The 18,986-nt window shown below is 39.5% G+C and carries 16 protein-coding genes; 7 read left to right on the top strand and 9 right to left on the bottom strand.

The genetic code is table 11. The features are described 5' to 3' along the window. Positions 1-42 precede the first annotated feature (42 nt). Both BW142_RS14205 and BW142_RS14210 read left to right on the top strand, forming a co-directional pair. The gene (locus BW142_RS14205; RefSeq protein ID WP_024600726.1) at positions 43-567 is read left to right on the top strand and encodes a hypothetical protein; all 525 of its coding nucleotides are present in this window, start codon (positions 43-45) and stop codon (positions 565-567) included. A gap of 1 nt (position 568) precedes the next feature. Next, the gene (locus BW142_RS14210) at positions 569-1,273 is read left to right on the top strand and encodes an NRDE family protein (RefSeq protein WP_076925270.1); all 705 of its coding nucleotides are present in this window, start codon (positions 569-571) and stop codon (positions 1,271-1,273) included. Positions 1,274-1,380: 107 nt separating this feature from the next. On the opposite strand, the gene BW142_RS14215 is transcribed toward BW142_RS14210, so the two are convergent. Next, entirely contained in the window at positions 1,381-3,144 is a 1,764-nt protein-coding gene (locus BW142_RS14215) for a GNAT family N-acyltransferase (protein WP_076925271.1), read from the bottom strand. Between the two features lie 351 nt (positions 3,145-3,495). Between BW142_RS14215 and BW142_RS14220 the strand changes: the two genes are divergently transcribed. Further along, positions 3,496-4,710, top strand: coding sequence for an HD-GYP domain-containing protein (locus BW142_RS14220; protein ID WP_076925272.1), 1,215 nt, complete (start codon positions 3,496-3,498; stop codon positions 4,708-4,710). On the opposite strand, the gene BW142_RS20855 is transcribed toward BW142_RS14220, so the two are convergent. Further along, positions 4,670-4,993, bottom strand: coding sequence for a hypothetical protein (locus BW142_RS20855; RefSeq protein WP_024600722.1), 324 nt, complete (start codon positions 4,991-4,993; stop codon positions 4,670-4,672). The two genes, BW142_RS14220 and BW142_RS20855, sit on opposite strands and share 41 nt — an antisense overlap. 294 nt (positions 4,994-5,287) lie before the next feature. On the opposite strand from BW142_RS20855, the gene BW142_RS14230 reads away from it, so the two are divergent. Further along, positions 5,288-6,556 (top strand): outer membrane protein transport protein, encoded by a 1,269-nt coding sequence (locus BW142_RS14230; RefSeq protein WP_076925273.1) that lies wholly within the window; start codon positions 5,288-5,290, stop codon positions 6,554-6,556. Between the two features lie 111 nt (positions 6,557-6,667). On the opposite strand, the gene BW142_RS14235 is transcribed toward BW142_RS14230, so the two are convergent. The 3 genes from BW142_RS14235 to pepA form a co-directional block, all read right to left on the bottom strand. After that, positions 6,668-9,523, bottom strand: a complete 2,856-nt coding sequence (locus BW142_RS14235; RefSeq protein ID WP_076925274.1) for a valine--tRNA ligase — start codon at positions 9,521-9,523, stop codon at positions 6,668-6,670. A 53-nt stretch (positions 9,524-9,576) separates the two neighbouring features. After that, positions 9,577-10,023, bottom strand: a complete 447-nt coding sequence (locus BW142_RS14240) for a DNA polymerase III subunit chi (protein ID WP_024600719.1) — start codon at positions 10,021-10,023, stop codon at positions 9,577-9,579. Between the two features lie 158 nt (positions 10,024-10,181). Continuing rightward, entirely contained in the window at positions 10,182-11,693 is a 1,512-nt protein-coding gene (gene pepA / locus BW142_RS14245) for a leucyl aminopeptidase (protein ID WP_024604878.1), read from the bottom strand. Positions 11,694-12,002: 309 nt separating this feature from the next. On the opposite strand from pepA, the gene lptF reads away from it, so the two are divergent. Continuing rightward, positions 12,003-13,115: an LPS export ABC transporter permease LptF gene (gene lptF, locus BW142_RS14250; RefSeq protein ID WP_007587281.1), complete on the top strand. Its 1,113-nt coding sequence runs from the start codon at positions 12,003-12,005 to the stop codon at positions 13,113-13,115. Continuing rightward, positions 13,112-14,179 (top strand): LPS export ABC transporter permease LptG, encoded by a 1,068-nt coding sequence (gene lptG / locus BW142_RS14255; protein WP_076925275.1) that lies wholly within the window; start codon positions 13,112-13,114, stop codon positions 14,177-14,179. Before lptF ends, lptG begins: the two co-directional genes overlap by 4 nt. 101 nt (positions 14,180-14,280) lie before the next feature. Here lptG and BW142_RS14260 read toward each other — a convergent pair whose 3' ends face one another. The 4 genes from BW142_RS14260 to BW142_RS14275 all read right to left on the bottom strand — a co-directional run bounded on the left by BW142_RS14260 (position 14,281) and on the right by BW142_RS14275 (position 17,873). Further along, positions 14,281-14,781 carry an RDD family protein gene (locus tag BW142_RS14260; RefSeq protein WP_076925276.1) on the bottom strand — a complete coding sequence of 167 codons (501 nt, stop codon included), beginning with the start codon at positions 14,779-14,781 and terminating at the stop codon, positions 14,281-14,283. A gap of 171 nt (positions 14,782-14,952) precedes the next feature. After that, positions 14,953-15,717: a DUF6515 family protein gene (locus BW142_RS14265; protein WP_076925277.1), complete on the bottom strand. Its 765-nt coding sequence runs from the start codon at positions 15,715-15,717 to the stop codon at positions 14,953-14,955. 376 nt (positions 15,718-16,093) lie between these two features. Beyond that, positions 16,094-16,351 carry a hypothetical protein gene (locus tag BW142_RS14270; protein ID WP_076925278.1) on the bottom strand — a complete coding sequence of 86 codons (258 nt, stop codon included), beginning with the start codon at positions 16,349-16,351 and terminating at the stop codon, positions 16,094-16,096. A gap of 382 nt (positions 16,352-16,733) precedes the next feature. Beyond that, the gene (locus BW142_RS14275; protein WP_076925279.1) at positions 16,734-17,873 is read right to left on the bottom strand and encodes an alkene reductase; all 1,140 of its coding nucleotides are present in this window, start codon (positions 17,871-17,873) and stop codon (positions 16,734-16,736) included. Positions 17,874-17,953: 80 nt separating this feature from the next. On the opposite strand from BW142_RS14275, the gene BW142_RS14280 reads away from it, so the two are divergent. Next, positions 17,954-18,871, top strand: coding sequence for a LysR family transcriptional regulator (locus tag BW142_RS14280; RefSeq protein WP_216351716.1), 918 nt, complete (start codon positions 17,954-17,956; stop codon positions 18,869-18,871). Positions 18,872-18,986: the final 115 nt, after the last annotated feature.

Genomic DNA, 18,986 nt, shown 5'->3' on the forward strand with positions numbered 1-18,986 from the left:
TATGCATATACGACGAAATTATAAATGAGGAAAACCGATTCAATGTTAAATAGTCAGTTAGAAATACTCGCTCAAGGTCATACTTATCTTGAAAGTGTAACTAAAGAGGATTATTCGCAAATCGTTGCTCCTAATTTCATTAGTTCGGCTGGGTCACATATGCGCCACATTATCGATCATTACCAATCTTTAATGACGGGGTTTGATATAAATAATATTGATTACGATAGTCGCCTACGCGGCAGTAATATTGAAAGTAATCCCTGCGAAGCGATAAAAAAAATTGCCGAGATAGCATCGTGGATTGAACAGCTAAGTACAGATGATTTTAATAAACCGCTGTTACTTTCAAGCGAAGTATCAATTAAAAGTAAAAATGTACAAACTGTAACAACCTCATTAGCACGAGAGCTTATATTTGTAGGAAGCCATGCAGTACATCACTATGCGATGATTTCACAAATTACCTTTGCACAAAAAGCATCATTCGACCAGAGCTTTGGGTTAGCACCAAGTACAGCCACTTTTTTGAGAGAAAAAAGCCAATCAAAATCACTGCAAAGTTAATATGTGCACTTTAAGTTACTTCTTAACTGATGATGGCTACGAGTTGTTTTTTAATCGTGATGAGCAAAAAACGCGAGAAATGGCAATCGCCCCGAGTAAGCACACAGGTAACGCAATTTACCCGATCGATCCGCAAGGGGGAGGTACTTGGCTTGGTGTATCGCATTGGGGGCAAACATTAGCTTTATTAAACGATTATCAAAGTGTATTTGATATAACTGCCGTAAAGCACAGTAGAGGTCTTTTAATCCCATATTTACTGAGCAACAAAACCCCTGCATTGTCTCAATTACAAAATATGGATTTATCAGGTTATGCGCCTTTTAAATTATGTATTTTTCCGGATAAATTATCCCTAAATAATAGTCACATCGTTTTTGTTCGGTGGGACACAAAACAATTAATCGATTGCCAAGTTGAATCGCTTGCAACGTCATCTGGCGTTGAGCTAGAAACAGTTACACAAAAGCGTAAACAACAATTTAAGCAACTTATTGACGTAAGACATCCCGAAAGTGAGCAGTTTTTAGCATTTCATTACAGCAAAGCCGAGCAAGGCCAATATGGTGTAAATATGCAAAGAGAAGACGCAATGACAGTCAGTATTAGTCATATTAAAGTTGGTAAGACTATACGTTTTAATTATTTTGATAAGCAATCTCAGCTCATCAGTAGCATTACTTGTTTAAAAGTGGCTGCAGCTTAACTAGGTATTCGTATAGCTATTACATAACTAAAAAAGTCGACGCAATTAATTGCGTCGACTTTTTTGTTGCTTTATTTTTACCTGCTGTATTAATGCAGCAGATAAAATTATGAGTGATTTATATAATCATCTTTTTTATCACCAAGGTAGAGCTTAAGTAGCTTTTCAGGCGCACTTGGTAGGTGCACACTTAAAAGTAATCCTGGGGTGTGATTAAAGTTACTGTCAATTCCCATACAATGAAATTGAGCGCCTAGCTTATGATATTGCTTTAATAAAATCGGTATGTCTTTTTTATCTTCTTCTATTCCCATAACCAATGTTGATACATGATCTATGTTTAACGTGTGATCGCTAATGAAGTCTTCAAACTCAGGGTGAATTTTATTATTAAAAGGCGTATTGGCGTTAACACCTTTTTTATTATTAACCATTGCATGATCAATAATTGCGACAGAACGAGGGTCATAAAGTTTACTTAGTGAAACTGTGCCGTATAAAGTCCTATAACGTGGGTTTTGCGCCATAAACGCACCGATCCCTTTAAATAACAGCAATAAACCATGGTAACTGCCTTGATGTTTTTGAACTATAAACGAGCGACCCATTTCTAGGCAGGGTTGTTGTTGATTAATAAAAGAGGGTTCAAAATTAAACATTTGCGATAAGTAAAGGGCGCTCACGTCGCTATTTTTTTGTAATAAATCAGTTTGTCCAATTCGATAAGCTCCAATGATCTCTTCATTTTTATGATCAAAAATAAATAAATGCATGTAAGTTGCGTCAAACTTATCGGTATCACATGGCTCGCCGCTTCCTTCGTTTAATGTACGAAAGGTTATTTCTCTAAGGCGTGTTATTTCAGTAACACAATTAGGTATTTGATCTTGATAACCGTAATAAACGGAGTAACTTTTAAAGTCTAATAAGTGCTGCTCGTTTGGTAAGCTAGCAAGTTCACTCGTCATTTTTGTTTTATCAACATCCTGCATAATCGCTTTTAGTTGCATTGATTGGGCATCGTCTTGCCAAGGTGTTACAAAGCGTTCATCGTTTAAATAACAAAGCAGGCGCGCAATATCGTTAATGTCGTCAGTTTTCTCAAATTTATTTAATAACTTGGGTGTAAGTAAATTACTAGCACCTAAATTAATGGACCTTTTTTGAATTTTAAGTAATTCACGTATTAGCATTAATAATCTAAATCGGTAGTAAATGCGTCCCAAATTGTAAAACATAGGGCTATTTTGACCACTAATAAACACAGGTAATAAAGGGGCTTGTGTTTTTAAGGCTAGTTGAGCCGCTAAGCGATTCCATTGTCCGTCGGTTACACGTTGTTTTTTTGATTGAAAAAACGAAACCCTGCCAGCAGGAAAAACCACAAGTAAACCATCGTTATTTACATGTTTAAAACACTGTTTAATTGCACTGGTATTAATGGCTGCTTTTGGCTTTAGCGGATTAGCAAAAATAAAATAGTCTTTAATTTCTGTAAATATTTTTAAACCAACGTTAGCCATTACTTTTGTATCGCTACGATAATGGGTGAGCAATTTTGCAATTATTACGCCCTCAACCATGCCGTAAGGGTGGTTACATACCACTATGCAAGGGCCTTGCTTTGGTATTTTGTTAATAACATCTTGTGCGCCAAGTACATTAATACCCAATACATTTAAAAGCTTTTCACTAAACTCTTGTTTATCCAAACCCGATAAATTATTAGAGAGGTAAATATCTCGCAGTTTATTTATACCCAATAGGCTATCAAGCAGTGGAGCGGCTATTTTTAATATATGACCCAAAGGCGAGGCTGTGTTTATTGCAGCCACACTTAGGTTTGATACGGGTTGGTTTAGTTTTGTCATATATTAGTACTCTTAAGAATTTAAAGCAGTTGTTATTAAGTGCTGTGTATATTGAGACCGAGGCAAAACAATATTATGTTCAAGAAAGGTTAATAAAGTTCGCTTTTTTATAATGATTAGATAAATTATATAGCTAAATCACATGTTTTTTAGTGATAAACACTTCAGTGTAGTTGAGAGAAAGCATTTAATTATTAAAAATTAAGATAATCAGAATTACATTACAGCTCTAATAAGGCTGTAAATTATAGTTTTAGTTATATATAACTACTTACAACTCAAAAACTAGACTTTTAGGCTTAATTAATGCTATTTAAGGTACATATTCCTTAATAGAAAAATCCCACCTTTATGCTAATTACTTTGCCCGTGTCCGAACTTACTCCTGGTATGTACGTTGATAGCGTTACTAAGCAACATGAAGGGATCAATAGCATAAAAATTAAGACCAGTGGCTTGGTACGCGATAGATCTATTATTAAGCGTTTAGTCTCTGAAGGTGTGCTTGAGCTACTGATTGATTTTACTAAAGGTGATGCCCCAGTTCCTGCCAAATATAAGCCTCAAAGCATACCTAAAACATCTAATAGCCAACAAAAAGCAGAAAAAACACCTATAGCAATCTCAATCGAACAAGAATTTGCTAAAGCGACTGTAAATTACGATCAGCACGGTCGAAAGCTACAGTCGTTATACGGTGACTTAACATCTGGCCTGAGTGTTAATATAAAAGTGCTTGATGAAATAGCCAGCGAAATAGTCAGCTCAGTTTTTCGTAACGCTAACGCCATGACTATTCTTACTCGTATCAAAGATAAACACAGCTATAACTGGCGGCATATGATCAACTGCGCCATTTTTACCGCTGTATTTGCTAAATACTTAGGATATGAGCAGGCTGTTGTACAAGAGCTTGCAATGGGGGCGTTACTTCATGATTTAGGCCAAGCTAAATTACCCCAAGGTATATTTTCAAAGCCAACTAAGGTTACTAATAATGAGCTCTTAGCCATTAAAAAGCATGTAGCACAAGGTTTGGGTTTAGTTAAAGGCGAGAAGGGTATAACACCCCTTATGCTTGATATGATAGTAAATCATCATGAACGCTTAGATGGATCTGGTTATCCGCGAGCCCTGCAGGCTGAAAAGTTAAGTCGCCCGGCGCGTATAATGGCAATTGTAGATGTGTACGATGCAATGACTGCCGATAGAATGCATCAAGATGGTGATGAGCCTATTAATGCATTACGTTATTTATTAGCCAATAAACACTTGTTTGATGGTGAGTTAGTGCAGCGGTTTATAAAGTGTTTAGGGGTTCATCCGGTAGGGACTATTGTAAAATTAACGAATGAGCGTTTAGCGCTAGTGCTTGAGGGAAATGTACTTAATCCTATTAAGCCTAAAATTAAGCTATTTTATAACGCTAAGCACAATCATCATGTTACACCAAAAGACATTGATTTAAGTGAGCACACCCAAGAGCTTAAAATACTATCAAGCGTTAAGCCTTTAGATTATCAGATTAATTTGTCTCGCCTGCTAAAAGAGCATTTGTTGAATTAGCCTTACTGCATTGCCTTTTTTTAGTTTGTTTTGCTGAAATAAATGCACCCAAAAAGCAACTTCCCATCAGTGTTAACCATAGCAAAGTGCCTAGCTCTACGTGCAATGCAAAACAACACAGGGCTAAAGAGATCAACGCATTTAACATTGCCCCTAGCCAATAATGGTTTACGGGATTATCGCATTGTCCTGCTTGAGTACAGGCGCAGTAGTTTGCTTTGTAAAAGCAAAACACACTCGCCCCACAAAATATTAGCCCTGTAATAATAAATAAAATGATCACAGTTTCACTTCCTTTGCGATTTTATAATGAGTGTAAGTGGCCGCTAAACCCAAGTCAATCTAAATGATAATTAATTACAGTTAGAGTGTTTGCTCTAATAGCACACTTCTAGTCCGATGAGTTTTAAATTACCGTTAATTTGTCGTTAAAATGTGGTTAAAAACCGGGTTTTTTGCTGTTTTTTGACACTTTGATAGAGTTTTTTACAAAAAATTAAGGTAGTGTAGCCAAGTTTTAAATCCTAATAACAACACACATAGTACCCAGACGGTCAGTTTGGTTAAGGACTCAACAATGAAATTTTCTAAAACTATTATTGCAGCTTCGCTTGCATTTGTTTCAGCTGATAGCTTTGCAGCTGCGTTTCAATTATCAGAGCAAAATGCATCGGGTTTAGGCCGTGCATACGCTGGTGAAGCTTCTATCGCAGACGATGCGTCTGTAGTTGCACGTAACCCAGCACTAATGACTTTATTTAAAGACAAGCAACTAAGTGTTGCTGCTATTGGCGTAATTCCAGATGTAAGTATTGAAGGCGAAAGTACTAATAACGGTATTGACCCAAGTGCATTAGATGACGACAGCATTGCACCAAGTGCTGTAGTACCTGCTATTTACTTTACTATGCCTTACAACGATAAAGTATCGATTGGTTTTGGCGCATTTTCTAACTTTGGTTTATCTACAGAGTTTAACGATGAATACGTTGCTGGCCAAATTGCTGGCGAAACAGAAATCTTTACTGTTAACCTTAATGCAAGCGTTGCTTATAAAGTAACTGAGCAATTCAGCTTTGGTATTGGTTTAAACGCTATTTATGCTGATGCAACTGTTATTCGTAAAGTGGGTGCTAATGCAAGCGGTATAGATTTTGGTGCTGATGCTGTAAACCTTCAAGGTGATGATACTGGTTTTGGTTTAAACGTTGGTTTAATGTACCAGCTAGATGATAACAGCCGTTTTGGTTTTAACTATCGCAGCGAAACGGACATCACATTTGATGGTGACTTCTCAAACGACTTACCAGCAGCTATTGGTGGTACAGGCGGCGCTAAGCTTCCAGGTGCTGTTGATCTAACATTACCAGCTATTGCTGAGTTTTCTGGTTCACATCAGCTAGATGACAAGTTAGGCTTACATTACAGTGTATTATGGACAGGTTGGAGCAGTTTTGAGTCACTAGAAGCACAAGTGACACTACCAACTGGTGATAAGTTTGTTGCGTTTGAAAAGCAAGAGCAGTTTGATGACTCTTTCAGATACTCTGTAGGTACTGATTACCAATACAACGAAGATTTACTACTTCGTGCTGGTGTAGCATTTGATGAGTCTCCAGTATCGCAAACACACCTTTCTATCTCTATTCCAGATACCGATCGCTTTTGGTTCTCGTTTGGTGGTAATTACACAATCGATAAGCAATCAAATGTAGATTTAGGCGTGAGTATTATTCGTGGTAAAACTCAAACCTTTACTGAAGCAGATGACTCAGGCAGCCAATGGGGCTTCGAGTCTAAAGGCCACGCGGTATTACTTGGCGCTCAGTACAACTACAAGTTTTAATGTAGAAGTGTCTTGTGGTTAATCACAGGGCACAAAAAAGCCGCTCACTTCAATAAGTGAGCGGCTTTTTTAATGCCTATTAAATAGTGTTAATAGGCATTTTACGAAAGCTTATAAACTTTCTATTTTAGTTTTTTGCTCAAGTAACTTAGTTTTAGCATCGCTAAACTCAGCTAGTTTTGCATTTTCTTTAGCAAGTACGGCTTCAGGTGCATTATTAACAAACTTTTCGTTAGCGAGTTTGTTTTGCACTTGTGCTAGGCCTTTTTCTGCTTTTTCGAGTTGCTTATTAATACGTGAAAGCTCGGCTTCCACATCAATTAAGCCCGCCATTGGGATCATGATCTCAAGGTTGCCAACATAAGATGTTGCACATGCTGGTGCGTCATCTTTGTTTTCAAGCATTGTAAACTCTTCAATTTTTGCAAGTGATGCTAAAAATGATTTGTTTTCTTCAATGCGTCGCACGTCGTCGCTCGATGCATTTGCAAGTAATACGTTAAGTGGCTTGCTTGGGCTAATATCCATTTCACCACGAATATTACGAATAGCTAAAATGAATTGTTTAACCCACTCTAAATCTTCCATAGCTTTAGCATCAACGCTTGCCTCGTTATATACAGGGAACGGCTGAACCATAATGCTGGTGTTCTCTGTTTCAAGGCCTGCAAGTGGTGCAACACGTTGCCAAATAGTTTCAGTAATGTATGGCATCATTGGGTGCATTAAACGCAGTAAGCTTTCAAGTACCGTTATTAACGTATGGCGTGTACCACGTTGCTGTGCTTCATTGCCTTTAAACAATACTGGTTTAGTTAGCTCTAAATACCAATCACAAAATTGATTCCAAGTGAATTCGTAAAGCGTGTTAGCAGCTAGGTCAAAACGGTAGTTATCTAAGTGCTCAGTGTAGGTTTTAACGGTAGCTTCGTATTGACCTAAAATCCAACGGTCAGCTAATGAGAACTCTTTATCAGCATCGTTTGCAAAACCACAATCGAGCTCTTCTGTGTTCATTAGGACGTAACGGCTTGCGTTCCATAATTTGTTGCAGAAGTTACGGTAACCTTCAAGGCGGTTCATATCCCAGTTAATATCACGACCGGTAGACGCCATTGCAGCAAGGGTAAAACGAAGTGCGTCGGTGCCGTGTGCTTCAATACCGCCGGCAAATACTTTACGCGTATCTTTTTCGATTTTGGCGGCAAGTTTTGGCTGCATCATGTTACCGGTACGTTTTTGTACTAGGTCTTCAAGTTCAATGCCGTCAATCATGTCTAGTGGGTCAAGTACGTTACCTTTTGACTTAGACATTTTATCGCCATTGTCGTCACGTATTAAGCCAGTTACATACACGGTTTTAAACGGAACTTGTGGTTTGCCATTTTCGTCTTTCACAAAGTGCAGCGTCATCATAATCATGCGCGCAACCCAGAAAAATATAATATCAAAACCAGTTACCAATACATCAGACGGGTGGAAGGTCTTTAAATCATCGGTATTTTCTGGCCAACCTTGTGTAGAGAACGTCCAAAGTGCTGATGAGAACCACGTATCAAGTACGTCTTCGTCTTGGCTTAACGTTACGCTGTCTGCAATGTTGTTTTCACGGCGTACTTCAGCTTCGTCGCGACCAACAAATACGTTGCCTTCATTGTCGTACCAAGCTGGGATGCGGTGACCCCACCAAAGCTGGCGTGAAATACACCAATCTTGTACGTCGTTCATCCACGAGAAGTACATGTTTTCGTATTGCTTAGGTACAAATTGAATATCGCCGTTTTTAACAGCGTCTTTTGCAGGCTCAGCAAGTGGTGCAACACGTACATACCATTGGTCGGTAAGTAGTGGCTCAATTACAACACCAGAGCGATCGCCGTAAGGAACAGTTAAACCATGGTCTTCAATTTTTTCAAGTAGGCCTAGTTCTTCAAATTCTGCCACAATTGCTTTACGCGCAGCAAAACGATCAAGCCCGTGTAGGCGCTCAGGAATTGGCGCATCAAACTCAAGCTCTTTACCGTCAAAGGTGTATGTTTCACCTTGGGTAAGAATAGCGGCGTCTTTATCGAAAATGTTGATCATCGGCATTTGATGACGCTTGCCCACTTCGTTATCGTTAAAGTCGTGCGCTGGGGTTATTTTTACACAGCCCGTACCTTTATCTTTATCGGCATGTTCGTCAGCAACAATTTTAATACGACGATTAACGATAGGTAATAAAATCTCTTTACCGATTAAATCTATGTAGCGTTCGTCATCTGGGTTTACTGCAACACCTGAGTCGCCAAGCATGGTTTCAGGGCGAGTTGTTGCTACTACAATGTAGTCTTTTCCATCTTGCGTTGTAACGCCATCAGCCAGTGGGTAACGTAAGTTCCACATGTGGCCTTTTTTGTCTTTGTTTTCAACTTCAAGATCAGAAATAGCAGTGTGTAATTTAGGATCCCAGTTTACTAGGCGCTTACCACGGTAAATTAGGTTTTCTTTATGAAGGCGTACAAACACTTCTTTAACGGCTTCAGATAGGCCATCGTCCATTGTAAAGCGTTCACGATCCCAATCAACCGATGCGCCAAGGCGACGAAGCTGTTTGGTAATAGTGCCGCCAGATTCTTTTTTCCATTCCCAGATTTTATTAATAAAATCTTCGCGGCCTAAATCGTGGCGTGTTTTACCTTCTTCGGCATGAAGCTTACGCTCAACCAACATTTGCGTTGCAATACCTGCGTGGTCAGTACCTACTTGCCATAATGTGTTGTTACCTTGCATACGTTTAAAACGCGTTAGGGTATCCATTATTGTGTCTTGGAAGGCGTGGCCCATGTGTAAGCTACCAGTGACATTTGGCGGCGGAATCATAATTGAATATGGTACGCCTTTGCCAGATGGCTTAAAGTAGCCTTTTTGTTCCCAGTCTTGATATAGAGACTGTTCAATATCTTGCGGATTGTAGGTTTTATCCATTACACAGAACCTTAAATAAGTACTTAAATTAGTTGGTTAGTTTGCCTGATTGGCTAGCTATTAATATCTTGCGTGGTGAGATTGGCACCGAGTTGGCGTAGCTTTTTAAAACGCTCGCGGGCTGCCTGTTTAGCAGCTGCTTCTACGGGTACAAAATCAAAAACTTGGTTAAACCGACGAATGTAATCCGGTAACTGAGTAGCCAAGTTAATTAAAACTTTACGATTGCCAACAGGTGGCGTAATACCAATTTCTACAGGTGCGCCGCCTTTAGGGCCTTCACCTTGTAAATTATGTGGCACAAAACTATCTGGATCGAATGCCCAAATTATTTCATCAATGGCACAGGCTGCTTCATTATCGTTAACACAAATAAACACACGCTGCCCATTTCGATACTGATCGGCCGCAATTTGAGCAGCCAAAGCAAAATGATCGTCAGCCTTAGCTGTTAACTCATCTTGTTGCTTTAGAACGAAAAATTTAGCGTTCATGTTCATTGTATCGGGGTTTCCCATGACATTGAATGTATACCAAATTGATATACATAAATTAAGAGGCAGATTTTGCCATATAACGGGGTTTGCTTCAATTAATACACAAATAAATAAGGCGCCAAACGGCGCCTTATAAACAGATATTAATTTAAACTAAACGTTTAATCTTGAGCTGCTTCACTTACACCAGCTCTATTTAGTAAATACTGAGTAAGCATTGGAACAGGGCGACCCGTTGCGCCTTTTTTAGCGCCACTGCGCCACGCTGTACCAGCAACATCTAAATGCGCCCAATTATACTTTTTAGTAAATTTAGACAAGAAACATGCCGCAGTAATTGTTCCTGCAGAGCGTCCACCTAAGTTTGTAAAGTCAGCAAATGGGCTATCTAGTTGATCTTGATAGTCATCCCATAACGGTAACTGCCATGCACGGTCGCCACTTTGCTCTGACGCTTTTAACAAATCGTGTGCAAGTGGGTTATGGTTTGATAGTAAACCAGTTGCATGCGCGCCAAGGGCTACAATACAAGCGCCTGTCAGTGTTGCCACGTCAATAACCGTATCTGGGTTAAAGCGCTCAACGTACGTTAGTGCGTCGCACAATACTAAACGACCTTCAGCGTCGGTGTTTAACACTTCAACTGTTTGGCCCGACATTGTTGTTAAAATATCACCCGGGCGATATGCGTTTGAGCCAGGCATGTTTTCACAGCCAGCTAAAACACCAATAACGTTAATCGGCAATTGCATTTGTGCAAGTGCACGCATTGCACCAATAACACCAGCAGCGCCGCCCATGTCGTATTTCATCTCATCCATGCCTTCGCCTGGTTTTAATGAAATACCGCCTGAGTCAAACGTCAAGCCTTTACCAACAAGTACAATAGGGGCTTGGTCGTCAGCGGCGCCTTTGTAGTTAATAATCGACATAATTGATTCGTTATCACTACCGCGGCCAACAGCTAGGTATGAGTTCATACCTAGTTCTGCCATTTGCTTTTCGCCAATAATATCAACGGTGATATTGTCAAAATTAGTTGCCAGCTCTTGTGCTTGCTCGCCTAAGTACACTGGGTTACAAATATTTGGTGGCATATTAGCCACGTCTTTACACAGCTTACTACCTGCAGCAATGGCTAAACCATGCTCGATAGCACTTTCGCCAATCGTTAGTTCGCGTCGAGTTGGTACGTTAAACACCATTTTACGAAGTGGACGACGAGGGTCTACTTTTTTACTTTTTAATTGGTTAAACGTGTATAAGCAATCTTGTGTTGTTTCTACTGCTTGACGTACTTTCCAGTAAGTGTCGCGACCTTTAACGTGTTGCTCTGTTAAAAAGCAAACTGCTTCCATAGAGCCCGTTTCGTTTAAGGTATTAATAGTTTTAGAAATAATTTGTTTATATTGCTTATCGTCAAGCTCGCGCTCTTTACCACAACCAACAAGCAATATGCGCTCGCTTAATACGTTTGGTACATGATGCAATAATAAAACTTGGCCTGGCTTACCTTCTAAATCGCCACGGCGAAGTAAATTAGAGATATAACCATCGCTAATTTTATCGAGTTGTTCACCAATGGGGGATAACCTACGTGGCTCGTAAACGCCAACCACAATACATGCGCTGCGCTGTTTTTCTGGGCTACCACTTTTTACGTTAAATTCCATTGTCACTCCTGATTTTGAGTCATTTAAGTTAGTAAGTTGGGGCTAAAAAAGTATTTTCTAGTCTTATCTACGTAACTTATGTAAGGATAATTCTTATTTTAGCTGATTTTGCTAGACTCTTACTGTGTAATTGAACTTTATATGCTTAAGGGCTACTAATGCAACATTATATCGTGCACTTAGGTAGGATAATTAAATTTGATGGCTTATAATAATAGCCTATTTGCCGGTATTAATTGGGTAAAATAGCTATTTAACTATTCAATTCTCACTATCGTAGTGAAATTCCATGTTTAACAGGGGCGAGCATTGCTAATTTTCCGTTATTTGACCGCTGAGGTTTTAAAATCGCAGGTCGCCGTATTTTTAACTTTAATGACAATATTTTTGTCACAAAAGTTAGTTGGTATTTTAGGTGATGCCTCTGAGGGCAGCATTCCTGCTAAATTAGTGCTATCGATGATTGCACTAAAGCTTCCACAACTAGCCTCGCTAATACTTCCGCTGAGTATATTTTTAGGCATTATTTTGGCTTACAGCCGTATATACGCCGATAGCGAAATGACCGTACTTAAAGCCTGTGGCGTAAGTGAATGGTATGTTGTGCGCGTAACGCTTATATCAAGCGTTGGACTTGCCATACTAGCCGCTGCATTGACTATGTATATAGCGCCGTGGGCAAGTGAGCAAGAATACCAATTAAAAGAACAAGCTAAAGCCGATGCGGGGTTGTCTGCACTCAGGGCTGGGCGGTTCCAAGAAACCGGTAACGAAAAAGCCGTGGTGTTTATTCATAATATTGAAAAGGGCGGCAAAGAGCTCAATAAGGTATTTGTTGCACAGTTACCTGATAGCGAAAAAGGTAATCTAGCGCGCTTAGTATATGCACAGCAAGGTGTTGTGGTTGAAGCCGTAAATGGTGAGCAACAGCTAGTACTAACAGACGGTAAACGTTACGAAACAGATGGCACAACGCCTGCACTTAATTTAACAGAATTTGATGGTTACAGCGTACAAATACGAGAACAAGAAATAGAGCATCAACGCCGTAAATTAGAGGCTGTGCCAACTAACCAATTATTGGCTATAAATACACCTGAATCTATTGCTCAATGGCAATGGCGACTCGCTATTCCGCTATCAATCCCACTACTTACCTTACTGGCAGTACCGCTAAGTGTGGTTAATCCTCGCCAAGGTAAATTTGCAAAACTAGTGCCTGCTATTAGCTTGTACTTAGGCTACTTTATTTTACTAAATGCCGCTAAATTTGCAGTTGAAGATGGCAAAATCCCGCCTTCAATCGGCTTGTGGTGGATTCACCTAAGTGCCTTGTTTATAGGTGGGTTATTAATTATAAAAGGGCGACCACTGGGCGCTTGGCTTAAAGCCGTTGTAACTAAGCGGGAGTTAGGCTCATGATGAAAACGCTTGATTGGTATTTAGGTCGCAGTATTTTACAAACTACCGGCTTTGCATTGTTGGTACTTGTTGGTATTAGCACCTTAATTAAATTTATCGACCAGTTAAAGTCGGTAGGGCGCGGCAGTTACGATTTAATGACCGCAATGCTTTACACGCTTTACACAATACCTGGCGATTTAGTGGTGTTTTTTCCGATGGCTGCGCTAATTGGTGGCTTAACGGGTTTAGGGGCACTTGCTTCAAACAGCGAGCTTGTAGTAATGCAAGCCGCTGGTATGTCGCGCTTACAAATAATTGGCTCAGTGATGAAAACCGCCGTATTTATGGCTGTATGTATGATGGCACTTGGCGAATGGGGTGCACCTGAAGCGCAATTACACGCTAAAGAAATGCGTAACCAAGCAATACATGGCGGTGATGTGTTTAATACACAAAAGGGTGTATGGGCTAAAGACGGCAGCAATTTTATTAATATTGAAGATGTAGACGAAAATGGCAGACTCAACGGGGTACACATGTACCACTTTGATAAATCGTTAGAGCTTACCCAAATTACTAAAGCAAGAGATGCACTGAGCCGAAAAGATGGCTGGCTACTTCGTGACGTAAATAAGGTTATTATTACTAGCGAAAAAACCACAACAGAGCAATTACCTGAAGAGTTTTATTCTTCGCAACTCACAGCGGAAAAGTTAGGAGTTGTGTCGGTAAAACCGGAGTCACTTTCATTTACTGGGCTTTGGTCGTATTTAAGTTACTTAGAGCAAAACGAACAAGACACAAGTACCTACGAGCTTGCACTGTGGCGTAAGTTGATGCAGCCAGTATCTGTTGCGGTAATGCTGCTGGTGGCGCTCTCGTTTATATTTGGCCCGCTGCGTACCGTTACTATGGGAGCGCGTATTATTATGGGCGTTGTAACGGGGATTGTGTTTCACTTAACTAATGAAATATTTGGCCCTGTAGTTATGGTTTACCAAATACCAGCCATTATAGGTGCGGTATTGCCCAGTATTATATTTATAGGCTTTGCGACATATTTGATGAATAAACGGGTATAGAGTACTTATTCAAAGCATGAAAAAGGGTGACCACGGGTCACCCTTTTTGCTTTTTAACTACCGATTAACCACCGCGTAATTCACGATTTGGAAAGTTGGAATTAATCAAGCTCACTATAAATACGTCTGTTTTCTTCTTTAGTAAGCGCAATAACTTCTGTTTTAGAGATGTAATCTTGCAGTGCTTTTTTGTTTTTAAAATCGACTAACACCACCAAATTACCTAAACCGAGTAAAGCGCTAATGCTGCGGATAATTGATTGCGGCCAGCTAATTAAATTACCCTCAAGAGTTTGTACTTTTAAACGCCATGCACGCATGCCAATGGTTTGCCCGCTTTTAGTCCAAAAGTAACCAAAAAATACTAAGGTAACAATAATTAAAAGAGCGGTACGAATACCCGAAAGAAGATTTGAATTTTGAATAAAGGCAGATACATCCTCTGCGCCATTTAAACTAATTACATCGAGAGAAATAAGCCCTTGTACAGCAAATAAATACAGCACTACAGTTAACATCGCAAACGCAATAATGGCTAACGTATCGTAAACTAACGACGCAAAACGGCGCCAAAAACCAGCACGTGGAAACTCACCCGACATAAATACACTCTCACTATTAATATGCGAGCTAGTTTAGCAAAAAAGCTTACAAATACTAAGACATGTTAATGCTTAGAGGGAGAATTGATTTTATTGCTTTGGGTTATTACCTACAGGAGAAATGAAAAAGACCCTGCTATTGGTAGCAAGGCCTTTTAATTTATAGCGGATTTAACCTAGCTTAATAGCAAGGTATTTTATGTCGTCACCACTTATTTGCGGTAAAAAATAAATATCGCCGTATTTAAAATACTGCTGCGAGTTAATTATTACGGCCTGTGCTGCCTGAGGTAATGAGTCGTATGTTTGGCCCAAGCTATAGTCATTCACATTACCCACTTTTATTGCCTGGTTAAGACGGGTTGGTGGCTCATCAACGACCGTATAACCATTATTATCAGCAATGTAGTACACATTTTGATAAGTGTAGTAAGTCGTATTATGGTGTTTAAAATGCCTGTAATTTCTTGGTAGCGTATTTATACGCAGGCCTCTAGGTGGCGTAACTACGTGGTAGCCTCTTTTAGCTTTACGGTAGTAAAGGCCGTCGTTAAACGTAAACGAAATACCATTAAATCTAATCGATGCGCTATTGCGTGGTAAATGGTCTATAAATCGATTTTGTCTGTAAGCGACTGAATTATTATGGCTTGTTAAGTAGTTATATTTTCGCTGGCTGTAGCGGTGTTGTTCACGCTTTTCCTGCTTGTACTTAGCGAGTCTACGTTTTTCTTGCTTACGGTCTTCTCGTTTTTCTTTTTTATGCTCAATGCGCTGCTTTTTTTCATGGCGGCGTTCATCGCGTTTATATTCAACACGTTTGTCGTGATCACGTTTAAAGCTTTTATCATTCTCTCGCTCGTTTGGTGCTCCAAGCGCAGAGCCTGATACTGCGCCTATAGCGAGCAGTGCAGGTAGTAAAAAAGTAAGTTTCATAGTATGCCTCGTTTATGTTGTTACATAACTAAGTTCAATATTAACGCCTTAAACTGAATGGCAACTGATATGTGGTAGTTTCAGAGACGGTCCTTACAGCTTTTTACATTTTACTGACAGTTATTGACATACTTAGTTGTTTTCGACGATTTTAGAGGGGTATTTGTTCTTTGTAAGTTTATATATTATGAGAAATATTTTAATAATATTGCTATTAAATTATACACTTGGATTCTTTTGCTGGGTCTTAAAAACGTTATTTCTGCGTGTTTTAGATGGGGTAATACCAATAATAGAATTTAAGTGGTGTAAAAAGCTGAGTTTGCGGCGCGTTGTTTATTGCCGCAAACATGACTTTATATTTTAAAGGGTGCATTTATCTTTTAAAAAACTTAAGGCTTGGGTGATAGGTTATGACATTAACTTTAACAAATGCTGTGTTATTAACGTTTCTTTTAACAACTTTAGCTGGCACGTACTTGATTACCTTAGTTTGGTTAATTTTTTTCAGTTCTCGTTTTAGCTGAACCTTTTTATATTCTTGCTTTGTATATCTATCATGTGGTGCTGCAAATGCAGAACTAGATAAAGTGCCAATAACTAATAGTGCAGGTAGTATAAATGTAAGTTTCATAATATAGCCTCGTTTGTGGTTAACATGGCCAGTATTGATGGTTGAAACTGAATGCCAACTGCATGTAAGGGCAACTGTAGAGAGGCTTTACACCCTTTTACTTATCTTTACTGTTCTTGACGCTAATACCAATTCACAGTAATACTTAATCAATTTGAGAGATTAAATCTAACGCTCACTTTATTAAAAAATGACTGATATATGGCTGTATAGATGTAGAAGGTAGAGCAATAAAATAGCAATTGTAGAGAGCAACTAATAACAAGATTTTAGCTGTGTTATCAACATAGTTGTCTCATCTCAAAACAGGTAGCTTAATTAAGCTACCTGTTATAAAGCCGTATCGGTTCTATACCAATTCCATATATAGTTTAGACCCTAGTTACTTTTGATAAAAAGGGTAATCGCTATAACCCACTTCGGTGCCGCCATACATAGTGGCTGCATCTGCTTCGTTAAACGTCCAATTATTTGCTATACGCTCTGGTAAATCAGGGTTAGCTATAAACGGGCGACCAAATGCAAATAAGTCACCGTAACCTTCACCTAAAATACGCACCGCTTTTTCTACGGTGTATTTGCCAGCATAAATAATGCGACCTGAAAATTCAGCTCGTACTGCTTTATAAAATTCTTGTGGTAAATCGGGAGCATTATCCCAATCAGCTTCAGCAATCGATAAGTAAGCAATACCTGCTTGCTCAAGCACTTTAACGGCTTGTACATAAGTATGATGAGGGTTTGATTCAACAAGTCCTAAATACACTCGTGTTTCATCAGTGCTTTCAAATAAAGGAGCAAAGCGAACACCTAAACGATCAGAGCCTACAACGTCACTTACCGCTTCAACTATCTCTTTTAAAAAGCGCAGGCGATTACTAAGCGTTCCACCGTATTGATCGTCACGGTTATTAGTATGCTCAGAAATAAACTGATTAACTAAATACCCGTTAGCACAATGAAGCTCTACACCATCAAAGCCGGCTTCAAGGGCATTACGTGCAGCTTGCGCATACATATTTACCAGTTCACCAACCTCGATAGTGCTTAGTGCGCGGGGCTCACTTGGTTCTGCTAATGCGCCTTCACCAGGTGCGGTTTCAATAAATACTTTTACATTGTCAGCAATAATATCTGAAGGGCCAACCGGTTTACCTGAATTTGGTTGCAGTGTGGCGTGCGATACGCGGCCTACATGCCAAAGCTGAGCAAAAATAACGCCGCCTTTAGCGTGTACTGCATGCGTTACTTTTTTCCAACCTTCAATTTGTGCTTGCGAGTGAATACCTGGGGTCCAAGCATAACCTTGCCCACGAGGTTCTATTTGTGTGCCTTCGGTAACCATAAAACCAGCCGATGCGCGCTGCGAGTAATACTCAGCCATTAATTCATTAGGAATATTGCCAGGCTGAGTGCTGCGAGAGCGAGTAAGAGGAGGCATCACAATACGGTTTTTAAGTGTAAAAGGGCCAAGCTCAATTGATGAGAATAAAGGGGCGGTATTAACTAATTCTGATTTCATTTTTAATTCTCTTATAAAGCAAACAAAGGCTTAAATAGTGGTTAAGCAACATTGGCAGCATAGAGATTTAAGGATACAATTTGAAACAACACTTTTTTGTGCAGCATACAATTATGAATGGTATTAGTCGGCTCGATATAAAACAGTTAAGAGTACTCAGTAGCTTATTAGAACTGCAAAATCTTTCGCAAGTAGCCAAGAAAATGGGGTTAACGCAACAAGCTATTAGTGAGCAACTGCGAAAGCTACGAGATTTATTTGACGATCGCTTGTTTATTCGCCAAGGCAACAACATGGTTGCCACTCCTAAAGCGCAAGGACTTAAGGCGCCTGTTAATCATATTTTAAAGCAATTAGAATCGTTACTAGAGCCAGAACTGTTTAGTCCGCAAACTTATAAAGGTGTGTTTACCATAAGCGCAACCGACTACGCCACGCAGGCTTTACTACCGCAATTGTTTAATATTACCCGCCGCGAAGCACCGGGTTTAAAGCTAATAGTGCGCGACTTTGCGTCTGACAACGTTAATCAACTTATAACGGCAGGCGAGCTTGATTTACTGATAAGCTTTCCTGAGTTTATACCTGACAACCTTTCTTATATCACCTTGTTTGAAGAACAGCATTTGTGTATTACTGGTGTAGGTAACACTACTTACACCGAGCCTTTGAGTTTGGCGCAATTTGCAAAGCATTCACAGCTAGTGGTGTCGCCATCGCGCGCTAATTTGCGCGGATCGCACGATCAGTGGTTTGAAAGCCAAGGGCTAAAACGTAATATTGTAATGTCGGTACCTAGCTTTTCAGCGGTGCCCGACATTTTGCATACAACCGATATGTTGGCGTTTTACCCATCAAGATTATTACCAAATAGCAAAGTTAAACAGCTAAAAATAGAAGCTCTGCCTCCTACATTTAAAGTAATAGCCGCATGGCATCCGCGTACCAATAACAGCCCAATTCATAAATGGTTGATAGAGCAGCTACAAAATTTATAACGATGTAAAACATCTAAAGTGATTACTTTTTACTGTTAAATTAGCAACCCAATATTTAGATTTAATCATTTAACCCCTCCTTAACCCTCGACCTAATAAGCTATGTGTAATAGTA

This window comes from Pseudoalteromonas sp. EB27, from assembly GCF_001974875.1.
In the GTDB taxonomy this organism is placed as follows: domain Bacteria; phylum Pseudomonadota; class Gammaproteobacteria; order Enterobacterales; family Alteromonadaceae; genus Pseudoalteromonas.